Here is a 20,021-nt window from a genome sequence, read left to right on the forward strand (position 1 = left end):
CGCGCCTCCCGTTTCCGGGCATCGGAAGAATCTTCGCGCGTCGTGTCGATCCGGCACGGCGTCGTTCGTCGTACCCGTGAAAGCGGAATCATCCGCCCACAGGAGGCAAACCGATGCGCTGCATAGTGATCGTCAAAGCGACCAGGGAAACCGAGGCCGGCGTGATGCCGAGTACCGAGCGGCTCGCCGCGATGGGCAAATTCAACGAGGAGCTGGTGAAGGCCGGCGTGATGCTGGCCGGTGAGGGCCTGCATCCCAGTTCGCGCGGTGCACGCGTACGTTTCGAGGGCACCCAGCGCAGCGTGATCGACGGCCCATTCGCCGAAACCAAGGAGCTGATCGCCGGCTTCTGGCTGTGGCAGGTGAAATCGATGGCCGAAGCCATCGAATGGCTGAAGCGGGCTCCGTTCGACAACGGCACCGAGGTGGAGATTCGCCCGGTGTTCGAGGCCGAAGACTTCGGCGACAAGTTCACCGACGCCTTGCGCGCGCAGGAAGCAAGCCTTCGTGAACAGATCGGCAGCCGCCAGTAAACCCCACCCAGCGAGGAGAACCGCCATGCAATTCGTCGCCTATCTCACCTACGACGGCAACGCCGAGGCCGCCTTCGATTTCTACGCCCGTTGCTTCGACGGCAAGGTCACCATGCGCGCACGCTACAGCGACGCGCCGCCGGAAATGCCCTCGCCCCCGGAACTGCGCGACAAGATGATGCACGTGCGTCTGGAAGTCGGCGACCAGGTGTTGATGGCCTCGGACGCGATGGCGCCGCAGTGCCCCTACGAACCGATCAAGGGCTGTTCGGTGTCGATCCAGCTGGATTCGCCGGCCGAAGCCGAACGCATCTTCGGCGCGCTGGCCGAGGGCGGCACGGTGCAGATGCCGATCGGCGAGACGTTCTGGGCAGCGCGTTTCGGCGCACTGGTGGACCGCTACGGCGTGCCGTGGATGATCAACTGCCCGCACCCGCAATGACGCCGCCATTCCCAGGTACACGGAGGACCCGATGAGAAAGCTCAGGATCATGGAACACATCTCGCTGGACGGCGTGATCCAGGCCTCCGACGAAGACGGCTTCCCCTACGCCGACTGGACCGCAGCCTATCGCACACCCGCCGGCCGCGATGAACTCCTCGCCGCACACGGCGGACGCTTCGATCTGCTGCTCGGCCGTCGGACCTACGACCTGTGGTCGGGTTTCTGGCCGACGGCGCCGAGCAGTCCGATGGCGGACAGCCTCAACGCGGCAACCAAGCATGTCGCCACCCACCGGCCGGAAAGCCTGGCGTGGGGTCCGTTCGAAAGCCTTGGGCCGGACGTCGTCGCGGGCGTCCGCCGCATCAAATCGCAGGACGGCCGGGACCTGGTTCTCTGGGGCAGTTCCACGCTGACGTCGGTGCTGCTGGAACACGAGCTTGCGGATGAAGTCGTGCTGATCGTCTACCCGGTCTTGCTGGGCACGGGAAAGCGCTTCTTTGCACGGGGCACGCCGCCACGCTCATTCGAGCTCGCCAGCACGAAAGCCCTGCCGTCCGGCATCGTCCTCAGCACCTACAGGGCCACCGGGTCCCTGAAGACCGGCTAAGCCGACGACGCGACAACGCCCGTGAACACCCACCCCTGGCCGCTCCACTTGCCGCCACGGAACGATGATGGTCTGATCGGTCGCCATGACGGCGACCGACACCCATCGCAGCATCGAGGCCATCTGGCGGATCGAATCGGCGCGGATCATCGCCGGGCTCGCGCGCATGCTGCGCGACGTGGGCCTGGCCGAGGAACTGGCGCAGGACGCGCTGGTAACCGCGCTGGAACAGTGGCCGCAAACCGGCGTGCCGGACAACCCCGGCGCCTGGCTGATGACCACGGCGAAACACCGCGCGATCGACCGCCTGCGCCGCCACCAGCTGATGGAGCGCAAGCACGAGGAGATCGCCCGCGAGCTGGAGGCCGAGCAAGCCGATGCCATGCCCCGCTTCGACGCCATGCTTGACGACGACATCGGCGACGATCTGCTGCGGCTGATCTTCACCGCCTGCCACCCGGCGCTGCCCGCCGAGTCGCGAGTGGCGCTCACGCTGCGCCTGCTGGGCGGCCTCAGCACCGCGGAGATCGCGCGCGCCTTCCTGCAACCGGAGCCGACCATCGCCCAGCGCATCGTGCGCGCCAAGCGCACGCTGGCCGAGAAGCAGGTGCCGTTCGAGGTGCCGCGCGGCGACGAGCTGGCGGAACGGCTGGATGCCGTGCTCGGCGTGATCTACCTGATCTTCAACGAAGGCTACACCGCCACCGCCGGCGACGACTGGATGCGCCCTGCGCTGTGCGAGGAAGCGTTGCGGCTGGGCCGCATCCTGGCCGGGCTGATGCCGCGGCAGGCACCGGTGTTCGGCCTGCTCGCGCTGATGGAACTGCAGGCTTCGCGCACGCATGCGCGCAGCGGCCCGGACGGCGAACCGATCCGCCTGCTGGAGCAGAACCGCGCACGCTGGGACCGGCTGCTGATCCAGCGCGGCCTCGCCGCGCTGGATCGCGCACGCCAGCTGGGCGGCGACGCGGAGCCCTACACCCTGCAGGCCGCGATCGCCGCCTGCCATGCCCGCGCGAACACCGCGGAGCAGACCGACTGGGACCGCATCGCCACGCTGTACGCCACGCTCGCCACCATCGCGCCTTCGCCGGTGGTGGAGCTCAACCGCGCCGTGGCGGTGGCGATGGCCAGCGGACCGGCCGCCGGCCTCGCCCTCGTCGACGCACTGCGCGACGAACCGGCCCTGGCGAACTACCACCTGCTGCCCGCCGTGCGCGGCGACCTGCTGGAGAAGCTCGCGCGCCATGGCGAGGCCCGCGCGGAGTTCGAGCGCGCCGCCACGCTCACCCGCAACGCGCGCGAACGCGAGCTGATGCAGACGCGCGCCGCTGCCTGCGCGCAGCACGCACCCGGCTGAAACCGGCCGCAGGGAACGCCAGCGCACGGCGCAAGATTTCACGCCACTCCCCATGCCTCCTGGCACCTGCATTCGCGCGGCGACGGCGCTATCTTCGGCGACTGCCTTCCATAGGGGTATCGCCATGCCGTTGCGTCGCGCCGTGGGTCCGCTGCTCGTGTTCGCCTGCCTGTCACCGGCCTTGCCCTCGTTTGCGGCCGGCAATGCACCGCCGCCGGCACCGGCGGCCAGTGCGCTGGAATGGCGTCTGGTCGGTCCGTTCCGGGGTGGCTGGGCCACCATGGCCGAAGGCGTACCTTCGCAGCCGGACACGTTCTACATCGGCACCGCCGGCGGCGGCGTGTGGAAGACCACCGACGCGGGCCGCACCTGGCATCCATTGATGAACCACCTGCCGGCCGCCGCGATCGGCGCCGTCGCCGTGGCGCCGTCGAACCCCGAGGTTATCTATGCCGGCACCGGCCAGGTGGCCGCGCGCTACGACGTCGCCGCGGGCAACGGCGTGTACCGCTCCGGCGACGGCGGCAAGACCTGGACGCACGTGGGCCTGGCCGACAGCCGGCACATCGGCAAGATCCTGGTCGATCCGCAACACCCGGACACCGTCCTGGTCGGCGCGCTCGGCCACTATTTCGGACCGAACCACGAGCGCGGCGTGTTCCGCTCCACCGACGGCGGCAAGACCTGGCAGCAGACGCTGCACGTGGACGACGACACCGGCGTGGTGGACATGGCCGCCGATCCCGCCAACCCACGGGTGGTCTACGCGGCGACCTGGCAGGTGCGCAACTGGCCGTGGCTGTCGTACTACCTGCCCAACGCGGGGCCGGGCAGCGGCGTATACAAGTCCACCGACGGCGGCGTGACCTGGAAGCGCCTGGGCGGCCACGGCTGGCCCACCGGCGACCTCGCGCGCATCGGTATCGCCGCCACCCGCGGCAGCCGTGTCTATGCTGTGGTAAACGACGCCACGCATCCCGGGCAGAGCGGCCTGTACCGTTCCGACGACGGTGGCGCGACCTGGCAGGCGGAGAGCCACGCCAGCTGGCTGCCGAACGACTACTTCAGCCGCATCACGGTCGACCCCACCGACCCGGACCGCGTGTACTCGGCCGGCCAGTCGATCCGCCGCTCGGACGACGGCGGCAAGACCTGGCACATCTTCAAGGGCGCGCCGGGCGGCGACGACTACCACTACCTGTGGATCGACCCGACCAACACGCAGCGCATGATCACCGCCAGCGACCAGGGCGCGGTGGTCACAGTCAATGGCGGCAAGAGCTGGAGCAGCTGGTACAACCAGCCCACCGCCCAGCTCTACCACCTGGGGGCGGACAACCAGTTCCCGTACTGGATCTATGCCGGCCAGCAGGATTCCGGCACCGTGGGCATCGCCAGCCGCAGCGACTACGGCTCGATCTCCTTCCGCGACTGGAACCCGGTGGGCGGCGACGAGCGCGACTACGACCTGCCCTACCCGGGCGACCCGGGCATCGTGTTCGGCTCCGGCTTGGGCGGCCGCGTGTCGCGCTGGAACCGCAGCACCGGCGTGGTGCAGAACGTCGCGCCGTGGCCGGTGAGCAGCTATGGCCAGCGCGCCACCGACTTCAAGTACCACTACACCTGGATCACCCCGATCGCGTTCTCGGCCAAGCCGCCGTACGCGCTGTACATGGGCGCCCAGGTACTGTTCCGCAGCACCGACCAGGGCCAGCACTGGAGCGTGATCAGTCCTGAATTGAACGGCAAGACGGCCGGCGCGCAGAACTGCAAGGGCAATCCCACGCCGCAGCAGGCACGCGATTGCGGCTACGGCGTGATCTACAGCATCGCGCCCTCGCCGCGCGACAACGACGAGATCTGGGTCGGCACTGACGACGGCCTGGTGCAGCTTACCCGCGACGGCGGCAAGAGCTGGCACAACGTCACGCCCAAGGGCCTGCCGGCGTGGGGCAAGGTCAGCTCCATCGACGTCTCCGCATTGCAGCCCGGCACCGCCTACGTCGCGGTGGACAACCGCCGCCAGGACGACCACACGCCGCACGCGTGGCGCACCAGCGACTACGGCGCGCACTGGACGAGCATTGCCGCCGGCCTGCCCGCGCACGACTTCGTGAGCGTGCTGCGCGCCGATCCGCAGAAGGCCGGGTTGCTCTATGCCGGTACCGACCGCGGCGTGTACGTCTCCACCGATGACGGCGCACACTGGTCGTCGCTGCAGCGCAACCTGCCCACTGCCTGGGTGCGCGACCTGCTGGTGCACGGCGACGACCTCATCGCCGCCACCCAGGGCCGCGCGATCTGGATCCTCGACGACGTCAGCCCGCTGCGCCAGGCCAGCACCACGGCCGCGGTGCAGCTGTATGCGCCGGCGCCGGCGGTCCGCGTGCGCGAGAACGAGAACAAGGACACGCCGCTGCCGCCCGGCACGCCGCTGGGCACCAACCCGCCCACCGGCGCGATCATCGACTACCGCCTCGCGAATGCGGCCCACGGCCCGGTGATGCTCAGCATCTACGACGACAAAGGCCAGCTGGTGCGCCGCTATGCCAGCGACGAGAAACCCGAGCAACGCGATGCGGAGCGCTACTTCGACAAGGGCTGGCTGGGCTTGCCGCAGCGGCTCTCGGCCGCCGCCGGCATGCACCGCTTCGTGTGGGACCTGCGCTATCCGCGCCCGCACGCGATCGAATACGGCTACAGCATCGCGGCCACCTGGGACAGCGATACCCCGCTCACGCCGGAAGGACCGCTGGTGCTGCCCGGCCGCTACCAGGTGGTGCTGCACGCGGACGGCAAGGACTACCGCGCGCCGCTCACCGTGACGATGGATCCGCGCGAACACGTGGCCAGCGCCGACCTCGCCGCCGGCCTCGCCTTCTCGCGCCGCATCGGCAACACCCTGCAGCAGGTCTGGAGCGGCTACGGCGAGGTGCAGTCGCTGCGCAAGCAGCTGACCGCGCTTCACGCCAGGCTGGCCGGCGATGCCGCGCACAAGCCGCTGCTCGACGCGGTCGACGCGCTGGATGCGAAAACCAGGCCGCTGGTCAGCGGCAGCGGCGAGTACGCCGCGAACCTGCACGCGATGAGCGATGCGCTCACCGCCATCGCCACCGACGTCGAAGGCGCCGACCGCGCGCCCACCGAGGGCCAGCGGCAGGCGCTGGCCGAATACGATGCCAACCTCGGCAAGGCGCTGGCGCTGTGGCAATCGATCCGCGGCACCGACCTGCCGCAACTCGACCGCCAGTTGCAGGCGGCCCACCTTCCGGCGGTGACGCTGGCGGCGGCGAAGCTCTCGCCCTCCGACGATGGCGACGAATCGGGGGCTGCGCCGTAGCCGCTGCTGCACGGCACGGCGAGGCAAAGGGCCGCCGCTGGGCGGCCCTTTGCCGTCCGGATCGAGCTTTTCGGCGCCTTCGACGGCAGCGCGGCACCAGCAGCTTCACCCCGGGGCAGCCGGAATCCCGACAGTGCCACGCGTTGACTGGAGCGCCGGGCATGCCGCAGGCACTGCCACAAGGGACGATTGCCGACGCAGGTCTGACCGCCGCGAATTCGCGAGAAATGGCGACAGAAGTCGGGGCGGCATCGCCTCGCCTACCCATGCATCGCGTGGCGCGGTTCGCACTCCGACGCGCCGCTGACGAGTCATTCATCCATTTCCTCGGGCTGCATCACATTTTGATGCATTCACTCTCTGCTAGGGCAGTTCAACTGCCGCATACTGACGGCGGGTGGCAGTCCACGCCAGACGCTGCTCCAAGGTGCATACGGTGCATGCATGCCATCTCAAACGGTCCATGCATCATGAGCCGCGTCATCAGGCTTACCAGCGCGGCCTGACACCTCTCGAACCAACGGGCACGCCGCCATCCCACGAGTCGAGCCGAGGCGGAGCAACACATGCTTCCAGCGCGCCGGCCGGTCCGTTCCCTATCCGTCCAACCACGGGGAGGTCATCGCCATGAAAGCACGTCCACCGGCCACGGTCCTTCGCTGCGCCCTGGTCGCTGCCGTCGCAGTCAGCGCCGCCGTCAACGCCCCCGTGTCCGTGGCAAGACCACCCGGACATCGAGACCCCGGCTCAGCCCACGAGGCGACCGGCTCATCCGTCAGGGTGCGGACCGGTACCGTATCCGGCAAGGGGACGTTTCGTTCGCAGTCTGCCGCGGCAGCGACCAGCGGCATGATTCCCCGTTATGACCACGTCGTGATCGTGGTGATGGAAAACGTCAGCGCCGGCAACATCGTTGGCAACACCACCGGCGCGCCCTACATCAACTCGCTGATCTCCAGCAGCGCATACTTCAGCCAGTCCTACGCGGTGACCCACCCGAGCGAGCCGAATTACCTGGCGTTGTTCTCCGGCTCTACCCAGGGCGTCACCGACGACGCCTGCCCGTATACCTTCGGCACCGACAACCTCGGCCACCAACTGGTCGCTGCCGGCTACAGCTTCGCCGGCTACTCGGAGACCATGCCGTCGACCGGCTACACCGGCTGCGCGTACGGCACCTCCGGGTACGTACGCCGGCACAACCCGTGGGTGGACTTCACCAACCTCGCGTCGTCGGCCAACCTGCCCTACACCGCGTTCCCCGGCGACTACAGCCAGCTGCCGACGCTCTCGTTCGTGATCCCCAACCTGTGCGACGACATGCACGACTGCTCCATATCGGTCGGCGACAGCTGGCTGAGCGCGCACATCAGCGACTACATCAACTGGGCCAAGACCCACAACAGCCTGCTGATCCTGACCTGGGACGAGGACGACGACCTCACCCAGGGCAACCGGATCGTCACGCTGTTCGCCGGCGCGAACATCAAGCCGGGCACCTACGCGGAGCAGATCAGCCACTACAACGTGCTGCGCACGCTGGAAGACATGTACGGCCTGACCGCACTCGGCAACGCCTCCGCCGCCACGCCGATCACCGGCATATGGAGCACCAGTGCGCCCGACTTCGGCATCACTGCGTCGCCGACCTCGATCGGCTTGAGCGAGGGAGCGCAGGCCACCGACACGGTCACCGTCTCGAGCCTCAACGGCTTCAGTTCGTCGGTGAACCTGTCGATTTCCGGGCTGCCCAGCGGCGTGAGGGCGACGTTCTCGCCCACCTCGCTGGTGCCCGCGAGCGGCGGCAGCGCCAGCTCCGTGCTTACCCTGTCCGCATCGCCCCTGGCCGCCGTGGGCAGCGCCACGCTCATCGTGACCGGCACCTCCGGCCCGCTCACCCACAACACCCCCGTCAACCTCACCGTCAATGCGCCGGTCGGCGTGGCGTACTGGGTATACAGCGTCAAATCGGGCATGGTCGTGGACGACACCAGGAGTTCGACCACCAGCAACACGCAGCTGATCCAGTATCCGGAGACCGGCTACAACAACCAGAAATGGGTGCTTGCGGCCAACACCGATGGCTCATGGACCCTCAGGAACGTGCTTAGTGGGCTGTGCGTGGCGACCGAGAACGCCTCGACCTCCATTCGCGCGGCGGTGGTCCAGGCAACCTGCACCGGCGGGGCAGAACAGGAATGGCGGTTCCAGCTTCAAGGGAGCGACTACGAACTGGTCAACCAGAACAGCGGCCAGTGCCTCGATGTGGCCAACGGTTCGACACTGCCGCGCGCGCCGCTCATCCAGTACCCCTGCCGGGGCACCGCCAACCAGCGATGGACACTGGTACAGGCGAACTGAGATCCTGCACCGCGATGCACCGCCAATCCACGTCGAACGGCCCTGCTTCGGCGGCATCCGAACCATCGCCCGCCGTTCCCCGACCGGGGCATGAACGGAGGCCCATGGCCAAGCGGGCGGCACCGCACCGCAACGGCGGAACGCATCACGCGACAACCACGAGCCCTTGGCCATCCACCGCCATCGGCGTCGTGCCGCGCCGAAGCTGGAACCGGCGATCGCCGACCAGGCTGCCGGGTTCGTTCGACATGACCACGCCGAAGCGTACGCGGCTGGCGAGCTCAAGCGCGATCGCAGGCGCTGGTCGACGAGGAGATGCCCGTCGTGGCGGTGACACCGAGCGGTCCGCTGCTCGACAGGCCGAAATTCAACCTGCAGGAAGTGCGCGCTCGCGGCGGCCGCCGATCATGTTCGCCGACGGCGGCATCGGCATGGACGACATGAGCGGATACGGCACGATGCCCCGCGCCGCTTCGGGCGGCAGCTTCATCGCACCCGCGGTGTTCACCGTGCCGCTGCAGCTGCTGGCCTATCACGTCGCCGTCTTGCGCGGCACCGACGTGGATCAACCGCGCAATCTCGCCAAATCCGTGACGCTGGAGTGAGTCGACAAGCCCTGCATTCCTGAAGATCGCCCGCTCTACGGCATCCTGCCGATGCGCACCGAGGTACTGCGCGCCGCTCTCGCCGCGGCGTCCTGCCGGACCCATGCGGATTGCGTCGGGCGGGATGTTCATTGCGCGATCCGTGTCGGCATCCTGCCGCCCATCGACGCCTGCGATGATGGCCGCAGTGTGCCCACGACCATCGCGCACGTGATGCGCGTACTCGTACACGCAAAATTGACTTGTTCATGCCGCGGATTCAGACAGGGTTCGAGCCAGGGTCCCTACGATCGGGACGACTCGGCGTGAAACTTCGCATTCATGTCGTTGCACACGATGCGTGCATCGATCCGCCGCCAGCGGCCGATACAACACACGCGACCGGATCATTTGGCTGTTGTTCACTGACCGGCAATCCGGACGTGCAATGATCGATGCTCATTTCGTGCGGTGATGACCGGTCATCTCCAGCATGCGTTCGACGCATCGACATGACTGCGTAACGCCGAAAACGAAATAACCAGCGGGCATGCAAGCCGGCTTGCTATTCAGCCTCTTGAGTGAGGCGTGCGATTCAAATCCAAAACAGGGCCACGAAACTCGCACTTGTGTGGGTTTTCCTGACATTGACAGGAGGCCGGACCGCCATTTCTAGCATCCTTGGATCGACGCTGCATCGGGATTCGGGAGTATGACGGCGCTGTGTTTGAGCGGATACTGATCGTCTGCCTGGGTAATATCTGCCGCAGTCCTACGGCCGAATACCTGTTTCGACAGCGCACGGAATCACGTCACGTTGCCTTCAGCAGCGCGGGGCTTTGTGCGCCCATCGGAAGGCCCATGGATGCGACCGCCCTGCAGCTGCTTGCCGAAAACGGCATTGACGGCACGATGCACCGCGCACGCCAGTTGATGCCATCGATGCTGCGCGAAGCGGACCTGATACTTGGCATGGAAAGGGACCACGTCGCCGCAATGATTCACCTTGCGCCGGAAATCCGCGGCAAGGTTTACATGCTGGACAAATGGCTGGGTGAAAAAGATATCCCCGACCCTTATCGCCAGCAACGAATCGCCTTCGAACATGTTCACGAAATGATCGAAAAAGGAGTCGACAGCTGGCAGCTCTATCTTTGATCCCTGATTTCGCCTCCGGAGATGGCTACCCATATGACCGGCACACTAGCTCCCCTGCAGCGCGACAATGAAATCGACCTGGGCGAAATGCTCGGCACGCTTCACGACAACAAGTGGTTCATTGTCCGCATCGTCTGTATTTTTGTCCTGCTCGGTGTCATCTATGCACTGGTGGCCACGCCGGTCTATCAGGCCACCTCGACAGCCCAGGTCGAGCAGAAGGTGCCGGACCTGCCCGGCCTGAGCGCGCTCACCCAGACGCTTGGAGCGGAGGATCCCGAGGCCACCACCCAGTCGGCATTGATCACCTCGCGCATGGTGGTCGGCGCGGTGGTCGACAAGCTCAAGCTCACGGTGCAGAGCGGCCCGGAACGCTTCCCCCTGTTCGGCAACTTCATCGCCCGCCTCTATGCCTCGCACAACCCCGGCAACGTAGCTGCGCCGTGGTTCGGGATGGTCGGCTATGACTGGGGCGGCTCGAAGCTGGACATCTTCCGGCTGAACGTGCCCGACAATCTCCTGGACAAGCCGTTGACCCTCATTGCTGGCAGGAACGGCAACTACGTCCTGGAGGACGCGAAGGGAAACATCCTGGTCACCGGCAAGACGGGAGAAGTCGCCAGCAGCCAGGGCGTGACCATCCAGGTGAAGGCGCTCGCCGCCAACGAAGGCACGCACTTCCGCGTCATCCGCCATCGCCGGCTGACGGTGACCAACCAGCTCCGCAGAGCCATCAAGGTCAATGAGGAGGGCAAGGACTCGGGCATCCTCGACATGAGCTACGACAGCACCGATCCGGTGCTGGCGGCGAAGGTGCTGGGACAGGTCGGCGAACTGTATGTGCGCCAGGACGTGGAACGCAATTCCGCGGAGGCGGCGAACAGCCTGGAATTCGTCCGGGAGCAGCTGCCCAAGGTCCGCATGCAGCTGGAAAAGGCCACCGCCGCGCTCAACGCTTACCAGCTCAAGGCGCGTTCGGTTGACATCAACATGCAGACACAGGCGCTGCTGAACCAGGAAGTCGCCATCCAGACCAACATCCAGCAGCTGCGCCTGCAGCAGGCAGACATGCAGCGCCAGTACACGCCCGCGCATCCGGCCTACAAGGCCTTGATGCAGCAGATCGGCCAGCTGGAAGCCCGCAAGAACGCGATCGACAAGCAGGTCGGCAACCTGCCGAACACCCAGCAGGAACTGCTGAAGCTGACCCGCGACGTGCAGGTAAGCAACGACACCTACACCGGCCTGCTGAACCAGGCCCAGCAGCTGGACATTGCCCGCGCCGGCACGGTGGGCAACGTGCGGATCATCGACAACTCGGCGGTGGACATCACGCAGCCGATCTGGCCGAAGAAATCCATCGTGGTGCTGAGCAGCGCGTTCCTCGGCGGCTTCGTGGCGCTGCTGTGCGTCTTCATCCGGCAGGCGCTCAACCGCGGCATCGAAGACCCCGCCGTGATCGAGAACCTCGGCCTGCCCGTGTATGCCTCCATCCCGGTCAGCCTGCGCGAGCGGGCGCTGCACGACAGGCGCGTGCGCGGACACGACAGGCAACGGCTGCTGGTCACGGACGCGCCGGCGGACATGGCCACCGAGGCCCTGCGGAGTCTGCGCACCAGCCTGCATTTCGCGCGCCTGGAGGCAAAGAACAACGTACTCATGATCACCGGCTCCAGCCCGGACGTCGGCAAGACGTTCGTCTCCGCCAACCTGGCCTCGCTGGTTGCGCAGGGCAACCAGCGGGTACTGCTGATCGACGGGGACATGCGCATGGGGTCGCTGCACCGGGTCGTGGGCTGCCAGGCCGGCCCCGGCCTCTCCGAGCTCATCTCGGGCCAGGCCGATCTGGATGCGACGATGCAGCAGATAGGCTCGTCGCCGAACCTGCAATTCGTCGGGCGCGGCAAGGTGCCGCCGAACCCCTCCGAGCTGCTGATGAACGCCCGTTTCTCCACGCTGCTCGACCTCGTGAAGAAAACCTTCGACCTGATCATCATCGACACCCCGCCCATCCTGGCGGTGACCGATGCGGCGATCATCGGCCACCACGCCGGCACCGCGCTGATGGTGGTGCGCTTCGGACTCAACCAGGCGCGCGAGGTGGCGCTGGCCCGGCAGCGGTTCGAGCAGAACAACATCCACCTTCGCGGAGCCATCTTCAACGCCGTGGAGAAGCGCAGCAGCGGCTACTACTCCTACGCCTACTACGGCCTGGGCAAGCCGGCCAGGTGAGAGGTTCTGGCCCGTTGCAGCGACAAGGCGGCTGCGGGCATCGATGCCTCGCCGCACGCGGCGCCGCTGCGCCGGCCGCATCGCGAGAACGGACGGCGCCGGGCGCGGCGGCACCACGGACGGGCGGAAACCTCAATCGCACGAAGGCCGACACCGGCCACGCAGGAGCAGGATCCGTTTCCATGACCATCCCGTCGAAGAACTTCGCCCTGATCGGTGCCGCCGGTTACATCGCGCCCCGCCACATGCAGGCCATCAAGGCCACCGGCAACCGCCTGCTGGCCGCCTTCGATCCGAACGATTCGGTCGGCATCATCGACAGCCACTTTCCGGACGCCGATTTCTTCACGGAGTTCGAGCGCTTCGACAGGCACGTCGATCTGCGCCGGCGCGCCGGCAACGGCGGCCAGATCGACTACGTCTCCATCTGCTCGCCGAACTACCTGCACGACTCGCACATGCGCTTCGCCCTGCGTTCCGGCGCACACGCGATCTGCGAGAAACCGCTGGTGCTCAACCCCTGGAACATCGACGGCCTGCAGGAAATCGAGCGCGAGACCGGCAGGCGCGTCAACACCATCCTGCAGTTGCGTCTGCATCCGGCGATCATCGCGCTGCGCGACCGTGTCAAGCAGGGCCGGCGCCGCACCAAGCACGAGGTGGATCTTGCCTACGTCACCTCGCGCGGGCACTGGTACCTGCAGAGCTGGAAGGGCGACCCGAAGAAGTCCGGCGGCATAGCCACCAATATCGGCGTGCACTTCTTCGACATGCTGCATTACATCTTCGGCGCCCTGCAGACCAACCTGGTGCACGTGCGCAGCGACACGCGGGCGGCCGGTTACCTGGAATACGAGAACGCCCGCGTGCGTTGGTTCCTGTCGGTGGACATCGAGGACGTACCCGCGCCGCTGCGCGAGAACGGACAGCGTACCTACCGGTCGATCACCGTGGACGGCGAGGAGATCGAGTTCTCCGGCGGCTTCACCGACCTGCACAACCGCAGCTACGAGGAGATCCTCGCGGGACGGGGCTTTGGCCTGGAGGAAAACCGCGTCGCGATCGAGACCGTGGCCGCGATCCGCACCGGAAACATCGTGCCCGCTGCCGGCAACGGCCATCCTTTCCTGAATCGACAGGCCTGAGGAGCGAAACGCATGGACTACTACCAGCACCCTTCCGCCATCGTCGACGAAGGCGCGCGGATAGGCGCAGGCTCGCGCATATGGCACTTCGTGCACGTCTGTGGCGGGGCACGCATCGGCAGGGACGTCTCGCTGGGCCAGAACGTGTTCGTGGGCAACAATGTGCTCATTGGTGATCGCTGCAAGATCCAGAACAACGTGTCGGTATACGACAACGTGACGCTGGAGGAAGGCGTGTTCTGTGGCCCCAGCATGGTCTTCACCAACGTCTACAACCCCCGTTCGATGATCGAGCGCAAGGACCAATACCGCGACACCGCGGTGAAGCGCGGCGCCACGCTGGGTGCGAACTGCACCGTCGTCTGCGGCGTCACCATCGGCGAATTCGCTTTCGTGGGCGCCGGTGCGGTCGTCAACCGCGACGTACCGGCCCATGCCCTGGTGGTGGGCGTGCCGGCGCGCCAGATCGGCTGGATGAGCGAATTCGGCGAGCAGCTCGACCTGCCGCTGGAAGGAAGCGGCGAGGTCACCTGTCCGCATACCGGCACACGCTACCTGCTGAAGGGCCGCGCGCTTCACAAGGAGGTCGCCGCAACGTGATCGACTTCATCGACCTTGGCACCCAGCAGGCCCGCATCAAGGATCGTCTCGATGCCGCCATCGCGCGCGTGCTGGCGCATGGCCAGTACATACTCGGGCCGGAAGTCGCCGAGCTGGAGGAGAAGCTTGCCGCTTTCGTCGGCGCCAGGCACTGCATCAGCTGCGCGAACGGGACCGACGCGCTGCAGATTGCGCAGATGGCGCTGGGCGTCGGCATCGGCGACGAGGTCATCATGCCCGGCTTCACCTACATCGCCACGGCGGAGACCACGGCGTTGCTCGGCGCAAGGCCGGTGTACGTGGACATCGACCGGCGCACCTACAACCTCGACCCGGCCAGGCTCGAGGCGGCGATCACACCGCTGACGCGCACGATCGTCCCGGTGTCGCTTTATGGGCAATGCGCGGATTTCGACGCCATCAACGCCATCGCCGACAGGCACGGCATTCCGGTGATCGAGGATGCCGCGCAGAGTTTCGGCGCGCTCTACAAGGGGCGGCGCTCGTGCAACCTGAGCACGGTCGCCTGCACCAGCTTCTTCCCCAGCAAGCCGCTGGGCTGCTACGGCGACGGTGGCGCGGTGTTCACCAACGACGACCTGCTTGCGCAGGCGATGCGGCAGATCGCGCGTCACGGCCAGGATCGCCGCTACCACCACGTTCGCATCGGCATGAACAGCAGGCTGGATACGCTGCAGGCAGCCATCCTGCTGGCCAAGCTGGAGATATTCGAGGACGAAGTCGAACTGCGGCAACAGGTCGCGGCCCGTTACGACGCACTGCTCGCGCAGGCCGGCGTCGCCGTTCCACCTCATGTCGAAGCCCAGGGCACCAGCGTCTACGCCCAGTACACCATCTGCGTGGAGGAGCGCGAGTCACTGCAGGCGCGGCTGCGGGATGCCGGCATCCCGACCGCCGTGCATTACCCGCTCCCGATCAACCGACAGCCGGCTGTCGCGGATTCCCGCGCACACCTTCCGGTCGCCGACGAGGTGGCCCGGCAGGTGCTCAGTTTGCCCATGCACCCGTATCTGACGGAATCGCAGGCAAGCCTGGTCGTGGAGAACCTCGCCGCAGCATCAACGGAGCAGGTTCGCCGATGCTCGATCTCCTTGCCAGAGTGATAAGCGGCGCCGTCAACTGGGCGCAGCGCAGGAGTCACGCTCGCCGGCTGCGGGAGTACGTCGGCATATCGCCGCGCGCCACGGTTGGCCTCGGGTCGAAGCTGATCGGCCCCAAGCAGCATTTCCTGATCGGCGAACTGAGCTACCTCAACCAGGCGCATCTGTCGTGCGGAGCCCATTCCAGGGTCGTCATCGGCTGCAGTTGCGCCATCGGCTACAACGTGTCGATCAAGGCGATCACGCACTCGCTGCACAAGCCGACCAACAACGCGGCGGGCCCGATCATCCATCTGGAACGCGACATCGTCATCGGCGACGACTGCTGGATCGGCGACAACGTCTATATCCGGGAGGGGGTCACTCTCGGCAACAACGTGATCGTCGGCGCCAACTCCGTGGTCACGCGATCGGTGCCGGACAACCAGGTGGTCGCCGGCGTTCCTGCGCGAATCATCAAGGAGCGATGACATGCGCGTACCGCTCATCCAGCCCAGTCCAACGCACGATCCTGCCGCAGGCAATGGCTGCTGCCCCGGAGAGCAGGCGCGTCCGCCGCATCGGCACGAACGCGAGGCCGGCAAGGCCAGTCCGCCATTGCGGCCCGCGCGGGAGTCAACCACATGAAGAAGATCATATTCGGCAAGTGCTACGCCTTTTCCTGCGAAGCGGCCCTGCAAGGACTCCTGGCCGAAAGCCTGGAGCTGTACGTCGATGCCGATGGCCGGGAGCCTGCGGTGAACATCCACGTCGGCCACACCATCGCCAAGCGCAGGCCTTCGTCGATCAACCCCGCGGTGCACGACACGTTCGAGAACGGGATGCTTACCTCGTTTCCTTCGATCGACGTCTACTGGGAGCGCAGCGGCGGCGACACACTGGACGTGGAAGTGGCGCTCAAGCCACGCCGCGGCGTCCGGCGGCTGATCCACAAGCTGCTGTCGATGGAATATCCGCGCGAGGTCGAGGCGTTCGAGCAGCTGCTGCACGAATTCGTGCTGGTGCCCTCGGTCTATTTCTTCAGTGACCTGATGCCGATCCACGCGGCCTCGGTGGTGATCGGCGAACACGCCCTGCTGCTCGCCGGAACCGGCGGCGCCGGCAAGTCCTCCGCCTTGCTGGCGCTGAGGCGCAACAAGGATGCCTGCTTCATCGGCGACGACATCGTGGTCATGTCCGCCAATGCGCACATCTACGGCAACATGGCGTGGCCAAAGATCTACGGCTACAACTGCATCGGCAATGCGATGAAGCGCGAGATCCTCGCGGGGCGGGGTCTGATCGACCGCGCCCACTTCAGCATCAAGAACCGCATGAACTCGGCCAACGTGCGGCGGAAGATGTCGCCCGACCGCCTCTATCGCCACGTGGAATCGACGTCGGCTCCGCTTTCGAGCCTGTACTACCTGGTGCGCGAGGACGTACCCGGCATCTGCGTATCCGCGCTGGACCCGGATCACGCGATCGACATGACGATCGCCGTCGTCAGTGCCGAGTACAGCATCTTCCACGACCATCTCTACTGGGAGAAGTACAACGCCCTGGCCACCATGCGCACGGCCATGCTGACGATGGAGGAAGTGACCGCGAACTGGCGGCGGGTGCTTTCGGCAAGTCTCGCCAGGATCAGCTGCTTCAAGATCAGCATCCCGCTCCACGTGGACCACGCCGTCTACGAGCACAGCGTGACCGACATCATCGCTTCCAGCCTGGCGGTGAAGCCATGAAGGTCGCCATCCTGACCAACGCGTACCCCTATCCGCCCGGCGAGCAGTTCATCGAGGACGAAATCGGCTACTGGGCGACGCAGCCCGACCTCGACGTGACGCTGTTACCGGCGCTGGCCGCGGGAACGCCCCGGCCCGTGCCCGCTGGCATCGCGGTCGACCTCGCCATGGCGCGCTCCGTCCGGTCCGGGCGGCTGTGGTTCATGCTGCAGGCACTGGTTTCCGCGATCTTCCGGCGCGAGCTGGTTCAGCTAAGGCAATCGCGGAAGATGAGCCCGCCGACCGTCGTACGCGCCCTGCTGCACACGTCCAAGGTGCTCGAACAGGCTGCGCAGCTGCGCAGGTACGCCAGGATCCACGGCCGCATCGACGTGGCCTACTGCTACTGGAACGAAACCCAGGCCTATGCCGCCCTGCTCGCCCGGCAAGCCGGCGCGGTGCGCAAGGTCGTCTCCCGCGCGCACGGCTTCGATCTGTACGAGGTGCGCCGCAGCCATGGCTACATGCCGCTCAAGCGGCAATTCATTGCCGACCACGACGCGATCTTCGTGCTGTCGCGCCAGGCGTGGGGCTACCTGCGGCGGACCTACGGCGCGCCGCCGGAACGCATCCGGATCAGTGCGCTTGGCGTGCCGCTGCCCCCCGCACTCGCGCAGCCGAGTGCTCCTGGATGCCTGCATGTCGTCTCGGTGTCGTTCTGCCTGCGGGTGAAGCGGTTGGACAAGATCGTCGACGCCATGGCGCTGCTCGCCCGCCGGCACCCGGACGTCAGCATCGCCTGGACACACATCGGCGGCGGCCCGCTGCTGGAAGAGATCGAGGCGCTGGCGCAGGCGAAGCTGGCCGGCCTGGGCAACATCACGTGCACGTTCACCGGCGAGCTGCCCAACCGTGCGGTCAAGGCGTATTACCTCGGCGCCCCGGTGGACGCGCTGGTGAACGCCAGCGAGTCCGAGGGTGTCCCGGTTTCCATCATGGAAGCGATGAGTGCGGGCGTACCGGCCGTCGCTCCCGACGTGGGCGGCGTTGCCAGCCTGGTATCCGACCGCTGCGGCGCCCTGCTGAGCCCCTGCCCCGATGCCGGCGAGATCGCCCGCGCAGTGGAGCGGGTCGCGCTCGCGGAAGGGCGCGACGGGCTGCGCGCACAGGCGCGGCAAGTCATCGAATCCGCTTTCGACGCCGCCAGGAACTACCGCGACTTCGTCGCCAGCGTCGTCGCCATCGGCGCATCGGGCGACCGGCAACCGGCCCGGCACCCTCCCCGGGCCGCATACCCGCTCAGGCAAGGGTGACACAGCGGTGACGGCAACAAGGACTCAACTAGACAGGTCGACGGGTGAACATACGAACCGTTCTGGCATTTGCCATTGGCCCCATCACCAGCGCCGGGCTTGGACTGATAACGGTGCCGGCGATCGCATGGGTCTACCCTCCCGCCGACGTGGGGCGGTTGAACATCGTCCAGATCGCGGTGTCGTTTGGCGTGTTGCTGTTCAACCTGGGGCTCGACCGCGCGTACGTGCGGGAGTACCACGAGTGGAACGATCGCGGCGCGCTGCTGAAAGCCTGCTTCACGCCGGGGCTTGCGCTGATGCTGCTGGTGATGCTGGCTTCGATGCCGTTCGAGCGGCGCCTCGCCAACTGGCTGTTCGGCCTCGGGCATATCGGGTACTACTGGGCGCTGATGGCCTGCGTGGTCGTGAGCTTCATCTCCCGCTTCCTCTCGCTCATCCTGCGCATGCAGGACCGCGGCATGGCGTTCTCCGCGAGCCAGATCCTGCCCAAGGTGATCTTGCTGCTGGCCGTGGTCGCGCTCTCGCTGCCGGTCTTCTCCCGGACGTTCGGGGAACTGGAGGCGGCCTACCTGGCGTCGCTGCTGTCCGTGCTGTTCGTCTACAGCTGGAACACCCGGCGCGAGTGGAGCCCGGCGCTGCAGGCCCCGTTTCCCCGCGCGCGCATCCGCGGCCTGCTCGACTACGGCGTGCCGCTGATCTTCGCCGGCGTGGCCTACTGGGGGCTGGACGCCACCAGCACGCTGACCCTGCGCTCGCTCTCCACCCTTCCGCAGTTGGCGATCTACTCCGTCTCCATGAGCTTCGCCGGCGTGGGCGTGGTGTTCCAGACGATCTTCACCGTGCTGTGGGCGCCAATGGTCTACAAGTGGGTCGCCCACGGCGTGGACATGCGGCGTGTCGATCACGTCGCCCAACAGGCCCTGGCCGTGGTCTGCGCCATCTGGGTCCTGAGCGGGGCGCTGTCGTGGCTGACCGACTTCGTGCTGCCCGCACACTACGCCCAGGTGAAGTACCTGATGCTGTGCTGCATCGGCGAGCCGCTGCTCTATACCCTTTCCGAGGTGACTTGCGTCGGCATCGGGATCACGCGCCGGTCGATGCTGTCACTGTGGTCGACCGTCGCAGGGCTGGTCGTCAACGTGGCCCTCAGCGTATGGCTGGTGCCCGGCCATGGCGCCGCCGGCGCGGTGGTGGCCAACGCCACCGCGTTCCTGGTTTTTTTCGTGGCGCGGACCGAAGCGTCGGCCTACGTCTGGCGCCCCTTCCCGCGCGCGCGGCTGTACGCGTTCGTCACGCTCGGCGTGGCGCTTTCCATCGCCACGCTGGTGTACGGGCCCCGTGCCCCCGTCCACTTCAGCCTGGTCTGGCTGATGCTGCTGCCGGTCGTCGCATGGTGCTTCCGCAACGAATGGAGCGGCATGTATCGCTCGCTGCTCGATGCACTCAAGTCGAGGCGTGCCTACCCGCAGCCGGAAGAACAACCCGGGGCCCTGCCATGAACCGGGCCACACCC

General features: G+C 66.7%; 16 protein-coding genes. All 16 read left to right on the plus strand.

The window, feature by feature from the left end; genetic code table 11:
- Window positions 1–113 precede the first annotated feature (113 nt).
- The 16 genes from ACQGNW_RS15055 to ACQGNW_RS15130 all read left to right on the plus strand — a co-directional run bounded on the left by ACQGNW_RS15055 (window position 114) and on the right by ACQGNW_RS15130 (window position 20,007).
- Complete coding sequence (locus ACQGNW_RS15055; RefSeq protein ID WP_426664040.1) at window positions 114–533, plus strand: YciI family protein; 420 nt, start codon at window positions 114–116, stop codon at window positions 531–533.
- A 25-nt stretch (window positions 534–558) separates the two neighbouring features.
- Window positions 559–975 (plus strand): VOC family protein, encoded by a 417-nt coding sequence (locus ACQGNW_RS15060; RefSeq protein WP_426664042.1) that lies wholly within the window; start codon window positions 559–561, stop codon window positions 973–975.
- 49 nt (window positions 976–1,024) lie between these two features.
- Entirely contained in the window at window positions 1,025–1,585 is a 561-nt protein-coding gene (locus ACQGNW_RS15065; protein WP_426664043.1) for a dihydrofolate reductase family protein, read from the plus strand.
- Window positions 1,586–1,670: 85 nt separating this feature from the next.
- A complete protein-coding gene (locus ACQGNW_RS15070) occupies window positions 1,671–2,945 on the plus strand; it encodes an RNA polymerase sigma factor (RefSeq protein ID WP_426664044.1) in 1,275 nt (424 codons plus the stop codon).
- Between the two features lie 124 nt (window positions 2,946–3,069).
- The gene (locus ACQGNW_RS15075) at window positions 3,070–6,285 is read left to right on the plus strand and encodes a WD40/YVTN/BNR-like repeat-containing protein (protein ID WP_426664045.1); all 3,216 of its coding nucleotides are present in this window, start codon (window positions 3,070–3,072) and stop codon (window positions 6,283–6,285) included.
- 849 nt (window positions 6,286–7,134) lie between these two features.
- Complete coding sequence (locus ACQGNW_RS15080; protein ID WP_426664047.1) at window positions 7,135–8,646, plus strand: RICIN domain-containing protein; 1,512 nt, start codon at window positions 7,135–7,137, stop codon at window positions 8,644–8,646.
- Window positions 8,647–8,894: 248 nt separating this feature from the next.
- Window positions 8,895–9,251: a hypothetical protein gene (locus tag ACQGNW_RS15085; protein WP_426664049.1), complete on the plus strand. Its 357-nt coding sequence runs from the start codon at window positions 8,895–8,897 to the stop codon at window positions 9,249–9,251.
- Window positions 9,252–9,953: 702 nt separating this feature from the next.
- Window positions 9,954–10,388 (plus strand): low molecular weight protein-tyrosine-phosphatase, encoded by a 435-nt coding sequence (locus ACQGNW_RS15090; RefSeq protein WP_426664050.1) that lies wholly within the window; start codon window positions 9,954–9,956, stop codon window positions 10,386–10,388.
- Window positions 10,389–10,421: 33 nt separating this feature from the next.
- Window positions 10,422–12,620 (plus strand): polysaccharide biosynthesis tyrosine autokinase, encoded by a 2,199-nt coding sequence (locus ACQGNW_RS15095; protein WP_426664051.1) that lies wholly within the window; start codon window positions 10,422–10,424, stop codon window positions 12,618–12,620.
- Between the two features lie 182 nt (window positions 12,621–12,802).
- Entirely contained in the window at window positions 12,803–13,765 is a 963-nt protein-coding gene (locus ACQGNW_RS15100) for a Gfo/Idh/MocA family protein (RefSeq protein ID WP_426664052.1), read from the plus strand.
- 12 nt (window positions 13,766–13,777) lie between these two features.
- Entirely contained in the window at window positions 13,778–14,365 is a 588-nt protein-coding gene (locus tag ACQGNW_RS15105; protein ID WP_426664054.1) for an acyltransferase, read from the plus strand.
- Entirely contained in the window at window positions 14,362–15,489 is a 1,128-nt protein-coding gene (locus tag ACQGNW_RS15110) for a DegT/DnrJ/EryC1/StrS family aminotransferase (protein ID WP_426664055.1), read from the plus strand. Before ACQGNW_RS15105 ends, ACQGNW_RS15110 begins: the two co-directional genes overlap by 4 nt.
- On the plus strand, window positions 15,465–15,956 hold the full coding sequence (locus ACQGNW_RS15115) for an acyltransferase (protein WP_426664056.1): 492 nt from the start codon (window positions 15,465–15,467) through the stop codon (window positions 15,954–15,956). The genes ACQGNW_RS15110 and ACQGNW_RS15115 overlap by 25 nt, the downstream gene beginning before the upstream one ends.
- A gap of 153 nt (window positions 15,957–16,109) precedes the next feature.
- Window positions 16,110–17,213: a hypothetical protein gene (locus ACQGNW_RS15120; protein WP_426664057.1), complete on the plus strand. Its 1,104-nt coding sequence runs from the start codon at window positions 16,110–16,112 to the stop codon at window positions 17,211–17,213.
- Window positions 17,210–18,505 carry a glycosyltransferase gene (locus tag ACQGNW_RS15125; protein WP_426664058.1) on the plus strand — a complete coding sequence of 432 codons (1,296 nt, stop codon included), beginning with the start codon at window positions 17,210–17,212 and terminating at the stop codon, window positions 18,503–18,505. The genes ACQGNW_RS15120 and ACQGNW_RS15125 overlap by 4 nt, the downstream gene beginning before the upstream one ends.
- Window positions 18,506–18,549: 44 nt before the next feature.
- Window positions 18,550–20,007, plus strand: a complete 1,458-nt coding sequence (locus ACQGNW_RS15130) for a lipopolysaccharide biosynthesis protein (protein ID WP_426664059.1) — start codon at window positions 18,550–18,552, stop codon at window positions 20,005–20,007.
- Window positions 20,008–20,021: the final 14 nt, after the last annotated feature.

It is taken from the genome of Rhodanobacter aciditrophus, assembly GCF_050026795.1.
Classification (GTDB): Bacteria; Pseudomonadota; Gammaproteobacteria; order Xanthomonadales; family Rhodanobacteraceae; genus Rhodanobacter_A.

What these genes read in the sequence shown, in the direction of transcription:
- ACQGNW_RS15075 (WP_426664045.1), top strand. Translation starts at nt 3,070, where the DNA reads ATGCCGTTGCGTCGCGCCGTGGGTCCGCTGCTCGTGTTCGCCTGCCTG.
- ACQGNW_RS15115 (WP_426664056.1), top strand. Translation starts at nt 15,465, where the DNA reads ATGCTCGATCTCCTTGCCAGAGTGATAAGCGGCGCCGTCAACTGGGCG.
- ACQGNW_RS15105 (WP_426664054.1), top strand. Translation starts at nt 13,778, where the DNA reads ATGGACTACTACCAGCACCCTTCCGCCATCGTCGACGAAGGCGCGCGG.
- ACQGNW_RS15065 (WP_426664043.1), top strand. Translation starts at nt 1,025, where the DNA reads ATGGAACACATCTCGCTGGACGGCGTGATCCAGGCCTCCGACGAAGAC.
- ACQGNW_RS15085 (WP_426664049.1), top strand. Translation starts at nt 8,895, where the DNA reads ATGACCACGCCGAAGCGTACGCGGCTGGCGAGCTCAAGCGCGATCGCA.
- ACQGNW_RS15060 (WP_426664042.1), top strand. Translation starts at nt 559, where the DNA reads ATGCAATTCGTCGCCTATCTCACCTACGACGGCAACGCCGAGGCCGCC.
- ACQGNW_RS15095 (WP_426664051.1), top strand. Translation starts at nt 10,422, where the DNA reads ATGACCGGCACACTAGCTCCCCTGCAGCGCGACAATGAAATCGACCTG.
- ACQGNW_RS15080 (WP_426664047.1), top strand. Translation starts at nt 7,135, where the DNA reads ATGATTCCCCGTTATGACCACGTCGTGATCGTGGTGATGGAAAACGTC.
- ACQGNW_RS15055 (WP_426664040.1), top strand. Translation starts at nt 114, where the DNA reads ATGCGCTGCATAGTGATCGTCAAAGCGACCAGGGAAACCGAGGCCGGC.
- ACQGNW_RS15125 (WP_426664058.1), top strand. Translation starts at nt 17,210, where the DNA reads ATGAAGGTCGCCATCCTGACCAACGCGTACCCCTATCCGCCCGGCGAG.
- ACQGNW_RS15120 (WP_426664057.1), top strand. Translation starts at nt 16,110, where the DNA reads ATGAAGAAGATCATATTCGGCAAGTGCTACGCCTTTTCCTGCGAAGCG.
- ACQGNW_RS15070 (WP_426664044.1), top strand. Translation starts at nt 1,671, where the DNA reads ATGACGGCGACCGACACCCATCGCAGCATCGAGGCCATCTGGCGGATC.
- ACQGNW_RS15100 (WP_426664052.1), top strand. Translation starts at nt 12,803, where the DNA reads ATGACCATCCCGTCGAAGAACTTCGCCCTGATCGGTGCCGCCGGTTAC.